The organism is Gilliamella sp. B2887 (genome assembly GCF_026537015.1).
In the GTDB taxonomy this organism is placed as follows: domain Bacteria; phylum Pseudomonadota; class Gammaproteobacteria; order Enterobacterales; family Orbaceae; genus Gilliamella.
Genome location: NZ_JAFNMX010000005.1, coordinates 109617 through 123862, shown reverse-complemented (window position 1 = coordinate 123862; position 14246 = coordinate 109617). Strand labels below are relative to the sequence as shown.

Here is a 14246-nt window from a genome sequence, read left to right as displayed (position 1 = left end):
ATTCCTTTTATACCCTAGCACAAACAAAAACAAATTTTATACTAAAACGTATACATAACCTGAAACTTTTTGACGACGTTTCAGGTGTTCTTACCTACTTTTTACTATTTACCCATTTTCCGTCTAGGTATTGCATTACCCAGCCTGTCGATTTTCCATTCACTTCGGAAGTGACATACTGTTGTTTGCTTTTACGACTAAAACGTACAATGGATGGATTTCCATCTGGATCTTTATTCGGTGCTTGAGTTAAATAAATAAATTTTTCTGGCAAACGATCTTTAAACCGTTGTAGCTCTTCAATCAATGGTGCACGTGTTTCTCTTGATTTTGGAAAATTATGTGCTGCCAAGAAGATACCTGCTGCACCATCACGTAAAACAAAATGAGCATCAGATTTGCTGCACGGTAGTTCTGGTAAATCAACTGGATCTTCTTTTGGTGGTGCAACATCACCATTTTTTAAAATTTTACGTGTATTTTTACAGTCTTGATTGGTACATCCCATATATAAACCAAAACGCCCTGATTTTAAGTGCATTTCTGATCCACATTTTTCGCATTCAATGATTGGACCCTCGTAACTTTTCACTTTAAAGTTTCCTTTTTCAACAATAGAACCATCACAAATTGGGTTGTTACCGCAAATATGTAATTTTCGTTCATTATCGAGTAAATAACTGTCCATTGCTGTATGACATTTTGGACAACGTTTACGCGCCCTTAAAGCATCAGTTTCTGCTGTTTCGGCCTCTTCCAAAATATTTAATGTTTCATGTTCTGGAATAAGATTAATGGTTTGTTTGCAACGCTCTTTAGGTGGTAATGCGTAACCCGAACAAGCTAAAAACACTCCTGTACCAGCTGTTTTGATCCCCATTTCACGACCACAATTAGGGCATTTAATTTCAGGTGTTAATACAAGTGGATTGAGTTGCATTCCACCTTTATCCGGTGCTTGTTCTGCCACTTCAAGATGATCACTAAAATCGCTAAAGAATTGATCAAGAACTTCTCGCCATTCTTGTTTTTTGTGGGCAATTTCATCTAAAGCATGCTCCATACGTGCCGTAAAATCGTAACTCATTAAATCATTAAAATTTTCATTTAATCTATCCGTTACAATTTCACCAATTTTTTCCGCATAAAAACGGCGATTATCCAAACGCACATAGCCGCGATCTTGAATGGTGGAAATGATAGTTGCATAAGTTGATGGACGACCAATTTCTCGTTTCTCAAGTTCTTTAACCAATGATGCCTCATTATAGCGCGCAGGTGGTTTGGTAAAGTGTTGATTCGGATTTAAGCTGATTAATGATAATTCGTCGTTAACGGCAACTTTAGGTAATATTTTGTCTTCACTGTTTTTAGACAGTTGAGGTTGCACTTTAGTCCAACCATCAAAACGTAACGTGCGTCCTTTAGCCTTTAATGTAAAATCACCTGATTTTACGGTAAGCGTCGTTGAGTTGTATTCTGCCGATGTCATTTGGCAGGCAACAAATTGTCGCCAAATTAATTGATACAATTTGCAAGCATCGGCTTCAACATCACTAATATCATCGGCAACAACGTTCACATCAGAGGGGCGTATGGCCTCATGTGCCTCTTGTGAATTCTTTTTACTGCTGTAAACATTCGCTGACTTAGGTAGATATTTTTCACCAAAATTTTGACCAATATAATCTCGTACCATAGTTAACGCATCTTGACTTAAATTAGTTGAGTCCGTACGCATATAGGTAATGTAACCCGCTTCATACAAACGCTGAGCTAACATCATGGTTTTTTTAACTCCAAAGCCCAAACGTGTGCTTGCAGCTTGTTGCAAGGTTGAAGTAATAAATGGAGCAGTTGGATTACTTTTAGTTGGCTTTTCTTCAATATTGGTAACTTGATATTGATTTTTATTTAATTCACTTAAAGCAATATCAATAGCAACTTTATCTTTGGGTTCAAATGCTTCATTTTTATAATGCACAACTTGCATAGTTAACAGCTCATTATTGGCTGTATTAAGATCAGCAAACAGATCCCAGTATTCTTCTGGAATAAAAGCATGAATTTCACGTTCACGTTCAACTACTAATCGAACAGCAACAGACTGTACACGCCCCGCGGATAGCCCTCTTGCCACTTTTTTCCAAAGTAATGGTGATAGCATAAAGCCTACAACTCGATCCATAAAGCGACGAGCTTGCTGAGCATTGACGCGATCCATATCTAACATAGAGGGTTCGTTGAAAGCATTTTTTATTGCAGTCTTAGTAATTTCGTTGAATACCACACGACGATATTTACTGTGTTCACCACCTATAACCTCTTTTAGATGCCATGCAATCGCTTCTCCTTCTCTATCCAAGTCGGTTGCGAGATAGATCATATCAGCATCTTTAGCGAGTTTTTTTAGTTCAGCAACCACCCGTTCTTTACCGGGTAAAATTTCGTAATGTGCTTTCCAGCCATTATAAGGATCGACACTCATTCGGTCGACCAAAACCTGTTTTTCTGAACGTTTAACTTTTTTCTCAGCTTTATCTTTTGTGGTTTTTTCAGCACGTTGACTACTACCACTTACTGGAAGGTCACGAATATGTCCTACACTTGATTTAACCACGAAATCTTTGCCAAGATATTTATTAATTGTTTTTGCTTTGGCTGGTGATTCCACAATAACAAGGGATTTTCCCATAATTAAACCTATTTATCCTGTAGTTTGAGTTAATTATCGTCAAGCTTCGCATCAAGAAGCGACTGTAAATCATCCTTAATTGTCGATACTTTTGTTGCATATTGCTCTTTCTGCTCGGCGTCTTCAATAAGTTGCGTAATGGTTTGCGACAAAGTACAACCTCGGCGTTTTGCTAAATTAGCGAGCCGTTGCCACACTAAAAATTCCAAATCAATGGATTTCTTTCGTGTATTTTGTTGTTCAGCATTAAAATGACGTTTTCGTCTAGCCCGAATAGTTTGCTTCATGCGATTATCTAAATCGGGATTTAAATGCTCATTAATCCAATTAATTACTTCTTTTGGATTATGTTCTAATAGTAATAATTCATTTACGGCATGTTGTGCAGCACTTTTTTCGATATGACGAGTAATTAACTCACCCTCTAAATGCCTTTTTACAAGATAGTGCCATTTCCAACCGCATTCAAGGTTTTCTAATTGTTGATATTTCATCGGCTCACCTTGTGACGCTGTAACTAAATGGGTTAGTTTTAGCATAATCTTCTCACACAATAAAGAAAATTATTGCATTTGACAAATTTTTTATAAATCTGCTATCGTTCAGCTTTCATTTTGATCTTTATTTTGAGGAATCACCTATAATGGCTAAAGCTGATGTTATTTATGTTAATGGCTATATTTATACCGCAAACCAAGAAGATACTGTTTGTGAAGCTATCGCCATTAAAAATGGCTATATTATTGCAACTGGTAGTACACAAGAAATAAATAACCAGAATTATGTTGATAACCAAACAACCATTTATGATTTAAAAGGCAAAACCATGATGCCTGGAATCATCGATTCACATTTACATACTTTTTGGGGAGGAATGCAATTATCCTCATGTAATTTACATTATCAAAGTTTAACCATAGATGATACTTTAGCAATTATTCAAGCATATTTAGATAAAGATTCCACAAATCACAATAACCATTGGCTGCAAGTACGCGGTTGGCTAAGACAAGAGGTTTTACCAGTAGGTACGGATATTACTCGATTCGATCTTGATCGTCTTAACACTTTACGTCCAGTCATCCTTTTTTCAAATGACTGCCATACATTGGTTGCCAATAGCATTGCATTAGATAAATTTGGCTTAGATAGAAATACGCCAGAGCCTACGGATGGCAAAATTGGTCGTAACGCTGATGGTGAGTTAAATGGTATCTTAGAAGATGCCCCTGCCATGCGTGCTTTTGATAGTATCTCTAAATTAACAAATGAACAAGCACTCAATGTCGCTAAATTATCACAAACCGAACTCAACAAACAAGGCGTTACTTCGGTTATGGATGCCCGAATCACTGAAATACAAGCTGATGCATTTTTACAATTACAAAAACAAGACCAATTGACCATCCGCTTATTTGGCGCCCACGAACTTCCTCCTGATGATGTCTCGTCAATTGAAGATATTCCTAATGTTATCAATAAAGTGAAACAGTTTGCTGCGCGTTATGATGATAAAAATTGGCAACCCAAACCCGGTATTAAAGTGTCACATGTTAAGTTATTTGTTGATGGGGTGATGCAACAACCTTTAATGACGGCAAGGTTACTAAAACCTTATAACTTAGCCGATGAAAAAGATCGTTATGGTGATCTCTATTATTCCATTGAAATGTTAGACGCCTTAATTTTAGAATCATCAAAAGCTGGTTTTCATCCACATATGCATACCGTTGGTGAAGGTGCTATTGAAGTGGTTCTCAATGCAATTGAGAAAATGCGTAAAGCGTTACCAGATGCTGATATTCGTCCGAGCACGGCACACAATGAGCTAAGTGCTTCACATCAATTTGCTAGATACAAACAGTTAAATGCTGGTGTGGTATTTTCATTTCAATGGGCAGGATGCAGCTCGTCCATGGTTGAACAATATCAAACTCTTTTTGGTGAAGAGCGCTATCATGGTTTAGAAGCTCATGGACAGTATATTGATGCTGGTGTCCATTGCGCTTTTGGTAGTGATTGGCCGATTGATCCATTAAATGAATGGTATGATTTTCAAATTGCCATGACCAGACAAATCGACGCGGATCACCCACGGTTAAATAGCGACCGTAATTTAACCGCCAAAGAGGTATTACGTTGTGCTACTATTGGTGCGGCTTACCTATTAAAACAAGATGAATATATTGGTTCCATTGAAAAAGGTAAATTTGCTGATCTTATCATCTTAGATCGTAATCCGTTTACCATTGCAGCGACAGATATGCAAAATGTGAATGTTTTGACAACAATAGTCGGTGGTAAAATTGTCTATCAACAAGATGAATCTTTATAGATGAATAAGAAATGGGTACACCGTCTCACTGGATGGTGCACCCCATTTTATCATTGTTTTTCAATTACCTGCTCCGTTTCAACGGAAACTTTTTTAGTGAAGTGTAAAATTGCAGCTATAATAAATGCGCCAATAAACATATCGATAACATACCACATTGCGCCTTTAGTTACTCCACCTAAAGCAACAAGTCCTCCAAAAGCAACCAATGAGTCTATTCCACATATCATACCTAGCATACCTGCAACAGCGGTACCAACAATAATGGCAATAATTATGCGTTTCGGATCTTTAGCCGCAAATGGAATGGCTCCTTCAGTAATACCGGCTAATGATAGAAAAAATGCTGTAATACCAAACTCTTTTTCTTCTTTACTGTATTTTGATCGGGAAACAATCAAGGAAGAAAGAGCTAATCCTAATGGCGGGATCGCACAACACATACGGAAAACACCATTAGGACCATAAATGCCTTCAGCCATTGCAGCTAAAGTAAACGCTGTTGCAGCTTTACTACATGGTCCACCCATATCTAAAGCTGCCAATATCCCAATACCGATACCTAAAAATGCTGCATTGACTTGAGACATACCTTTTAAAGTTGCCACCATAGCTTTTACAAACCAATCCAATGGATAAGATAAACCATAAATATAGATTGGTGCCATCACTAATAATGTTACTGTTGGAATGATCATTACGGGCATAACCGAAGCGATAACAGGATGTACTTTAATGGTTTTAAACCACCTAACAAAGTAACCTATTAAAATCCCGAAAATCATTGCGCCAATAAATCCAGTACTAACGTGATTGACCCCAATTGGATTATTAACGACATACCCCATAATGAATGCAGGAGCAAGAGCAGCATTGCCACCGATTGAATAAGCCATATAAGCTGCTAAAACCGGTACCATCATTGCAAATCCGTAGAAAGCGACTTGTTGAAGGTCCGCAAAAAATTGATTACTGGGTGAAATGGTATTTTGAGTAACATCACCAGTGATTAACACAATTGAAAAGAGTATCCCTGATGCAATTATAACAGGTAAAAATTTGCTAATACCCGTATTTAAAGCTTTAAAGATTTCTGTACCAACATTATCTTTTATTACTTTTGTCGACATTTGCTTAGCATGATTGAAAATATTAGCCGTATTTTTAACGGCTTCACCCGTACTGACTTCGATAACATTTTTATAAGATTCAATTCGCTCTGCATTTTCAATCGATATATCCGTTGCCAATATAATGACATCGGCACTGATAAGATCGCTTTGTGTTAATGCATTTTCGATACCAGCAGCACCTTGTGTTTCGACTTTGCATTCCCAACCGCGTTTTTTAGCCTCATTTTCAATTTTTTGTTTTGCTATATAGGTATGCGCCATCCCTGCTGTACAGGCACAAATTGCCACAATTTTCTTATTATTCATAAATACCTCTAATCTATTGAGCAATGGTTTGAATGTCACTATTTAACAATTCAGCAAGAAAATCATCTTCTGCAAGATTAGTGACTAATTTAGCAATAATGGTTAAATGTTCTTTGATAGCTTGTTCTTGAGCACCAATTAATATAATTACTTTCACATTATTATCATTATTCCAAATAAGACCTTCACGATATTTACCCACTGCAATAAATGAGGTACGGACGCCATCACTTTTAGCGTGGGGTAATGCAATATCGGGTAAAACATCGGTTTCCATTTCTTGTTCATGTGCCATAACATCATTAACAAATTTTCCAACATCTGATAAATGATTTTGACTGATTTGAGCCATGAATTGAATAATTGATGATTTTTGTTTTACTACATCATTTGTGAATTCAACAGGTATAACAGGAATTAAGGTCATAAATACACCCTTTTTATTGATGGATATTTACGGATTAACTTATAGCCACTCTAAAATAATTTCCGATAAATATAACGTGTTTTAGTTATACTGACATCTCCCTAATCAAAGAAATAATTAGACATAGATCACAAAATGTATATCTCTTGAATTGATTTAAGCAATGTGAGATTTTTATTGATTTGATTAAAAATAATTCCCTAGAAAATAGTAAGCTCAAAAACCACACAGTCATATGTTAATAAGCTAAAAATTAGCTTGCATAATTATAATAATGTGGGAGAATTCCCTGCCGCTTTTAGCGGGTAAAAAAAGGCAAAACTATACTTAGTAGTTTTTTATTGTTTTTTGGGACAGAGGAGCAAAATTAGTCATGTCCGCAATAAAAATGAAACGAGTTTTAACCACACCTGCATTAATTGCATTTGGTTTAGCTTATATGGTTCCTTTAGGGATCTTTACCACTTATGGGGAAGTTACTGTTGACAGTAATGGACACTTACCCATAGCCTATGTTATCACTTTAGCAATGATCTTTTTTACAGCATTAAGTTATTGTCGTATGGCAAATAAACTGCCTATTGCTGGTTCTGCCTATTCGTATGTACAACATACATTTGGTGGAAAAATTGGTTTTTTAGTGGGATGGGCACAAATTCTTGATTACCTATTTTTACCAATATTAAATTATTTGGTATTGGGGATATATCTTAATGAAGCCTTCCCAAGCATTCCTGCTTATGTATTTGTGCTTGGGTCACTTTGTAGTGTCAGCTTCTTAAATTATTTAGGGATTAAGTTAATTAATTCAGTAAATTTTACATTAATTATTGTTCAAATGTTTTTTATTGGATTATTTATTTTCTTAACTTTAACCAATGTAAGTTTAACACCAGAAGCAATGATGAAGCCTTTGTCAGTGAATGCAGGTGATTTTAGCGGGTTAATGTCTGGTGCAGCAATACTATGTCTTGCCTTTTTGGGTTTTGATGCTATCGCAACATTGGCAGAAGAATCAAATGATGCACAAAAGTCATTACCTAGAGCGATTATATGGACAGTGCTTATTGCAGGAAGTATCTTCTTAGTTGTATCGTATTGTGCTCATTTAGCCTATCCTGATTGGACAGATTTTGCTTCTAATAAAGATACAGCTAGCTTAGATGTAATGCGCAAAGTAGATTCTATAAGTAATTTAAATAATATACTTGGAAAATACGGAAATGATTTTATGTATAATTTTTTCCAATCTGCCTATCTAACGGGTGTTTTTGCATCAGCAATGACAGCACAAACCAGTGTATCAAGAATATTTTATGCGATGGGTCGTGAAGGAGTGTTACCAAAACAGATTTTCTTTAAGATTCATCCTCGTTTTAGAACACCTTATTTATCAATATTGTTTGTGGCTTGTTTTTCATTGTTATCATTGGTATTAGATCTTAGTTTAGTTGTTTCAATGATCAGCTTTGGTGCTTTAGTTGCTTTCACATTTGTTAACTTGTGTGTAATTAAAAGTTATCTTTGTGATATTAAAACAAAGACAATAAAATTTTTATTTAAATATGGTATGTTACCAGCAATTGGTGTTTTACTTTCGTTATGGCTATGGACCAGCCTTGATGAGACTGCGATGATTGTTGGCTTAGTTTGGTTAGCGGTTGGATTTTGTTATTTAGTTTATTTGACCAAAGGTTTTACTAAGGTATTACCATCGATTGATCATCATGAATTAAATTCAATCATTAAAGATTAAATTAATCTTTTGAAATAGGTCTACTTGAAAGTATTTAGTTAATGCCCTTTTAAAACAATTCCGTCGACTTAAGTCGACGGAATAATCAATGCTTTGATGTTAATTTAATTAATTTTCAGTTAATTACTCACCAAAACCAGTAGCAAATAATTCACGGATTTCATCCATTGCAGCTTGTTCGTCTTCACCATCACAAATGATTTCAACAGTTGAGCCACCTTTGACACCTGCACCTAATAAACCCATCATACTTTTCATTTTAATCGCTTTGTCATTATAAACTAGTTCGATATTTGATTTATAACGACCGGCTAGTTTTACAAGTGTTGTTACTGGGCGTGCGTGCAATCCAGTTGAATTTTTTACTACCATTTGCTCTTTTAACATATTCGTGTCCTTCTTTATAACTTAAGTTAAAACATTTCTGTATTTATATCATAAATTGAATTCTTTTGCTCTTTTTTATATGCAAATTTTTTTGCAATTTATACTATACTTCTTGTTTTCATAACCTGATTTAAAATCATACCCAATTATAATGTACTGTTTGAAAAAATAATCTCAATGAACAGATTCTCAATGAATATTTTTAACACCGTACCCACCAAGGTTATTTCAATCTTTTATCCCCATTACTGTTCTGTAGTTCTTGCCTGAAAGTTATCGGTCAATTCAGTAATTACAGCTAAACTCACTGAAACTGAAACGAGACATCGTAGACAGGAGTTAAGATAGTAAATCTTTCATACTATGAAACATTATTAATTTCATTTAATTAAGCACCTAAAATAAATTTATTATTGATACTTGTGTGCTAACCTGCCATCAATAGCATTGAATCAATTATAATCAATATCCAAATAGCAATGACACAAAAAACATCAATAATATGAAAACAAACCAACACTATAAATACATACAAAACTTATCTCAAACACGCTGATAATGTCACTTGCTTACCCGTTATATTGCCATTGTAGAGCCTATTATCATCGGGAGAAAAAATGATTCAAATTTAGATTTTAATTGGTGAATTGATATCATAAAAAGGCCTAAAATATTAATATGCAACTAAGTAGATTCAATGAATATAGAATTGAGTATTTAATTTTTTTATACAATCCGTTGTAGCTGTGTATACTTCAGTGAACTGACCATAAAATGCAAACGATTAAGTACATTCACTTCACCTGCACCATCATCAAAGTCTAAATACAACAAATTAAGTTTAGGATTAAAATCGCGCATCCGTTTTTCAATACCTTTCGATACCACATGATTGGCAATACAGCCAAATGGTTGCAAACTGATAACATTATTAATTCCATATTCAGCAAATGTCATAATGCCTGCTGCTATTAACCAACCCTCTCCAAATTGGTTCGATAAATTAAGAACCTGTTTAGCTTTTTTTGAAATATCACGAATATTATGGAAAGGTTGATAATATTTGAAGGACGATAAAATCTTATTTGTTTTATCAACGTAACGCTGCGCTATATTTTCAAAAAAGTGCATTAAATAAGAATGATAACTTTTTGATACAAGATAATTATCCACGTTATTATCATAATTAACAAAGCATTGTGCAAAAAATTCAATCATAGGAGGGATTACGGGTTCTATACCTTGTTCAATTAACCACTCAACACTATGTTGATTACCAAAGTTGTTATACTTTACGTAAATTTCTCCAACAATACCGATTTGTGGACATGTTTTATTTATCACTTCAATCTGATTAAAATGTTGAATCGCATCGGCTAATAATGCAAATATGGAACGTTGTCCTTTTTTTTGGTGAATCAGTTGTTGTAATTTTCGTGTATAGAGTTCTTTGAGTTGATTAACTTGTTGTTTTACTTTAGCCCTTGGTGCTATGGAATAGTACATTTTTGATAATGAATCAGCAAACAGCATGGAAAAAAAGCTAATCGGTAATGTTTTGAGCCAATTGATTTTAAATCCCGGTTGTTGAGCTTGATTCATATTACCTGTACTAAGTGAAATAATGGGGATATCTTCAAAGCCATTACTGATCATCGCTTTTTTAATTAACGACAAATAACTACTGGCTCGGCACTGTCCACCGGTTTGCGTAATACCCACTGCGATCTCATCACGATTGTATTTCCCAGAACGTAGCGCCTTAACAATATCACCAACAATAATGGTCGCTGGATAACAAATTTCGTTATTACAATATTTTAATCCCCATTCCACTGAACTTTTATCCGGTTTAGGTAAGGTTTCGAGTTTATAACCCGATAAAGCAAAAATAGGAGGTAATAAAGGTGAGTAAAAATCAGAAATAAATGGCGCTAAAATAGTGCGACGTTGTTTATCTTGTTTACTAAAAAGAGCTATTTTTTTACGTGCTACTCTTTTTAAAGGCTGCTGTTGATTCATTCTCATCGATTCAATAATAGAACGCAATCGTAATCGAACAGATCCTGTTGCCGTAATTTCATCAACACGAATCACCGTACTCGTTTTACCTTTTGATTCCAATATCGCTTTACATTCGTCGGTAACGATTGCATCAGGACCACAACCGAATGAGTTAATTTGAACAAATTGCACATTATAAGGTTGTTCAGCAACAAAAGTAGCCGCAGCATATAAGCGATTTGGATAACTCCATTGTGAACAGATTTGCAATTCTGGGGATAATTGACTAATGGCGCCTAATACGGAATCTTCAGTAATTACATCACAACCTAGAGCGTTCAAAATTTCAGGGGTTTTATGATTAATTAAACTGTCACTATGATAGGGGCGTCCACCCAAAACAAAGACATAACGACCAGTTTGCCTAGCATTGTTCACAATTTCAGCCGCTTTATTGTACAACGATTGTTTATACTCTGATTGAGCGATTAAGGCATCACAAAAGGCATTTTCCGCCACAGCTCTAGTGATACCTAACGATGTTAAATAATTAATACAGCCTTTTTTCAGCAATTGAATATCAGTGAAGTTAATTACCGGATAATCAATCGGCAAATGATATTTGCTTTCCGGATTAATTGAACTGTGCACAACTTCAGCATAACTGCTTACAATTGGACAATTGTAATTGTTAACCGCGTTATTAAATTGCGCTGACTCAAACACAACCATTGGCATAAAGATACGATCTACTTTTAGCTCAATGAGCTCCATAATATGCCCATGTACTAACTTGGCGGGAAAGCATATACTATCCGACATGACCGTACCTGCACCTTTTTCATAAATAGCCTGTGTTGAATAAGGTGAAAGTATGACATCAATGCCACTTTGCGTTAACAATGTGTGCCAAAAAGGAAAATTTTCATACTGACCTAATGCACGTGGAATGCCAATATGGAGTTTAGCCTTAGGGTTAGAGATGCTAGCGCGTTCAAATAACAGATTGTTTTTGTAATCAAGCATATTAAAAGAATTGTTGTCTTTATCTTGATTATTACTTAAGAATTTTTCACATTTATTTCCTGAATAATAACGTCGTCCATTCGCATAGCGATAAATCATAATGTCGCACTTATTTTCACAGCCTTTACAACGAGAAGGTTTGGCTTTAATATCTTCAGCTTTGTGAAGCTGGTTTAATCCGATAAACTGCGATAATGTAGGATTTTGTTGATAATGATTTTTTGCAACCAGAGCACTACCATAAGCGCCCATTAATTCAGGGATGTTAGAGCTGGTAATTTGTGCTCCTGTTAATTGTTCTAACGCTCTAAATACCGCTGGGTTTTTAAAAGTTCCACCTTGTACTACAATATGATTGCCCATTTTACGCATGTCATGAAGTTTAAGCACCTTATAAATGGCATTTTTAATTACCGAAAAGGCTAATCCAGCGGAGATATCTCCCATAGTCGCATTTTCACGCAAAGCTTGTTTTACTTTTGAGTTCATAAAAACGGTACAACGTGTTCCTAAATCACAAGGATTAGCGGAATTACAAGCCGCATCAGCAAAATCGATAATATTGGAATTAAGTGATTTAGCAAAAGTTTCAATAAAGGATCCACAACCAGATGAACATGCTTCATTAAGCTCAATATGGTTAACCACTCCATTAGCAATAAAAATGGCCTTCATATCCTGCCCGCCAATATCCATTACAAAACTCACTTCAGGATCAATATGTTTAGCAGCGACAAAGTGCGCCATGGTTTCAACGAGCCCATCATCAAATGCAAAAGCAGCTTTTAATAGCTCTTCACCATATCCGGTCACTCCAGTACGAGCAATGATAATTTGTTTACCTGATGCGGCAATTTCATCTTTTAATAGTGTCAACCCTTTAATTAAGGCACTAATAGAGTGACCCTCATTCGATGCATAATGAGTAAAAAGGAGTTCATTATCTTCACTAATGAGTGTAATTTTGGTTGTTGTTGATCCGCTATCAATGCCTAAAAAAGTGTATTGTTTCTGATAATCAGCTAAATCTAAACGTGGAATTGGAATGTATTTACGCTGTTTTTTCCAATCAGTGAAAGATAATGATTCATTAAATAGTGGTTTTAATCGAAAAGATTGATTGGATAGGATTTTATTTGAAGCATTTAATCGATTAATAAAATCATCAAGAGAAAGCTCTGTTCGCTCAATAAGGTGTATCGCAGCTCCCCAAGCGGATAATAATGTTGGATGGTCAGTTTTAATCATGTCTTCATCAGCTAATTTTAATATCTGCAAAGCCGCTTTACCTAATGTTGGAATAAAAGAAAAAGGCCCACCGATTAACATGACTTTCGACATGATTTCATAGCCTCGCGCTAAAGTATTAATCAGTTGAATACAAACAGCATGTAAGACAGAATAGGCAATGTTTTCTTTGGAGACATTACGACTAATTAGATTTTGAACATCAGTTTTGGCAAATACACCACAGCGTGAGGCAATAGGAAAAGTTTGGTTATGGTCTTGGGCAAATTGATCAAATTGTTGAATCGGAATATTAAGCAAAGTAGCCATCTGATCAATAAATGCCCCTGTTCCTCCTGCACAACTGCCATTCATCCGAATGTCAGGAGGACGATCAGGGAAGAAAAAAATCATTTTACTATCTTCGCCGCCTATATCTATCAAAGTTCGCACTTGAGGATATTTGCGTTGCACTACTTCAGAAGCGGCGACAACTTCTTGTATAAAAGCAATATCGGCTTTCTCTGAAATACCCATCCCAGCAGAACCGGTTACTTTTACTGATAAAAGAATATCCTTACCCAACTTTGTTTTAATTTCATTAAGTAATGCAAGCACGGTTGCTACAATATGGGTATTATGACGAACATAATTGGTATGAACAAAATTATCATGTTCATCAAGCACAACACATTTTGCCGTAGTTGAGCCAACATCCAATCCTAGTTTATAGATTTTTGTCATAATAAACTCACATTTTGTAAAATCACAATTAACGTTAAAAACATACAATCGTTTTTTTCTGCTAATTTTATTTTATCAACAATATTATAGCGAAATGTTTTAACTATTTACTATGCTTGTTTAAGATTTTTATTTTATAAAAATGTCAGTTTTGTCAAAAAGTTTCAGGTTAAGACTACGTTTTAGTATATTTATATCAATAAATG

At 35.2% G+C, this 14246-nt stretch carries 8 protein-coding genes; 2 read left to right on the top strand and 6 right to left on the bottom strand.

Features of this window, described 5'->3' with window-relative positions; all coding sequences use genetic code 11:
- Positions 1–94: 94 nt before the first annotated feature.
- Both topA and matP read right to left on the bottom strand, forming a co-directional pair.
- On the bottom strand, positions 95–2695 hold the full coding sequence (gene topA, locus J3U13_RS05945; RefSeq protein WP_267340790.1) for a type I DNA topoisomerase: 2601 nt from the start codon (positions 2693–2695) through the stop codon (positions 95–97).
- Positions 2696–2724: 29 nt separating this feature from the next.
- The gene (matP, locus tag J3U13_RS05940) at positions 2725–3189 is read right to left on the bottom strand and encodes a macrodomain Ter protein MatP (protein ID WP_416380223.1); all 465 of its coding nucleotides are present in this window, start codon (positions 3187–3189) and stop codon (positions 2725–2727) included.
- Between the two features lie 149 nt (positions 3190–3338).
- On the opposite strand from matP, the gene J3U13_RS05935 reads away from it, so the two are divergent.
- Positions 3339–5030 carry an amidohydrolase gene (locus J3U13_RS05935; RefSeq protein WP_267340787.1) on the top strand — a complete coding sequence of 564 codons (1692 nt, stop codon included), beginning with the start codon at positions 3339–3341 and terminating at the stop codon, positions 5028–5030.
- Positions 5031–5080: 50 nt separating this feature from the next.
- On the opposite strand, the gene J3U13_RS05930 is transcribed toward J3U13_RS05935, so the two are convergent.
- On the bottom strand, positions 5081–6469 hold the full coding sequence (locus J3U13_RS05930; protein ID WP_267340786.1) for a PTS fructose transporter subunit IIC: 1389 nt from the start codon (positions 6467–6469) through the stop codon (positions 5081–5083).
- Positions 6470–6482: 13 nt separating this feature from the next.
- The gene (locus J3U13_RS05925; RefSeq protein WP_267340785.1) at positions 6483–6896 is read right to left on the bottom strand and encodes a PTS sugar transporter subunit IIA; all 414 of its coding nucleotides are present in this window, start codon (positions 6894–6896) and stop codon (positions 6483–6485) included.
- Between the two features lie 373 nt (positions 6897–7269).
- Here J3U13_RS05925 and J3U13_RS05920 point away from each other — a divergent pair, with 373 nt between their 5' ends.
- Complete coding sequence (locus tag J3U13_RS05920; RefSeq protein WP_267340784.1) at positions 7270–8652, top strand: APC family permease; 1383 nt, start codon at positions 7270–7272, stop codon at positions 8650–8652.
- Positions 8653–8775: 123 nt separating this feature from the next.
- On the opposite strand, the gene J3U13_RS05915 is transcribed toward J3U13_RS05920, so the two are convergent.
- Positions 8776–9039, bottom strand: coding sequence for an HPr family phosphocarrier protein (locus tag J3U13_RS05915; protein WP_267340782.1), 264 nt, complete (start codon positions 9037–9039; stop codon positions 8776–8778).
- Between the two features lie 726 nt (positions 9040–9765).
- A complete protein-coding gene (locus J3U13_RS05910) occupies positions 9766–14040 on the bottom strand; it encodes an acyl-CoA dehydratase activase-related protein (RefSeq protein ID WP_267340780.1) in 4275 nt (1424 codons plus the stop codon).
- Between the last annotated feature and the right edge of the window lie 206 nt (positions 14041–14246).

What these genes read in the sequence shown, in the direction of transcription:
- topA (WP_267340790.1), bottom strand. Translation starts at nt 2,695, where the DNA reads ATGGGAAAATCCCTTGTTATTGTGGAATCACCAGCCAAAGCAAAAACA.
- matP (WP_416380223.1), bottom strand. Translation starts at nt 3,189, where the DNA reads ATGAAATATCAACAATTAGAAAACCTTGAATGCGGTTGGAAATGGCAC.
- J3U13_RS05935 (WP_267340787.1), top strand. Translation starts at nt 3,339, where the DNA reads ATGGCTAAAGCTGATGTTATTTATGTTAATGGCTATATTTATACCGCA.
- J3U13_RS05930 (WP_267340786.1), bottom strand. Translation starts at nt 6,469, where the DNA reads ATGAATAATAAGAAAATTGTGGCAATTTGTGCCTGTACAGCAGGGATG.
- J3U13_RS05925 (WP_267340785.1), bottom strand. Translation starts at nt 6,896, where the DNA reads ATGACCTTAATTCCTGTTATACCTGTTGAATTCACAAATGATGTAGTA.
- J3U13_RS05920 (WP_267340784.1), top strand. Translation starts at nt 7,270, where the DNA reads ATGTCCGCAATAAAAATGAAACGAGTTTTAACCACACCTGCATTAATT.
- J3U13_RS05915 (WP_267340782.1), bottom strand. Translation starts at nt 9,039, where the DNA reads ATGTTAAAAGAGCAAATGGTAGTAAAAAATTCAACTGGATTGCACGCA.
- J3U13_RS05910 (WP_267340780.1), bottom strand. Translation starts at nt 14,040, where the DNA reads ATGACAAAAATCTATAAACTAGGATTGGATGTTGGCTCAACTACGGCA.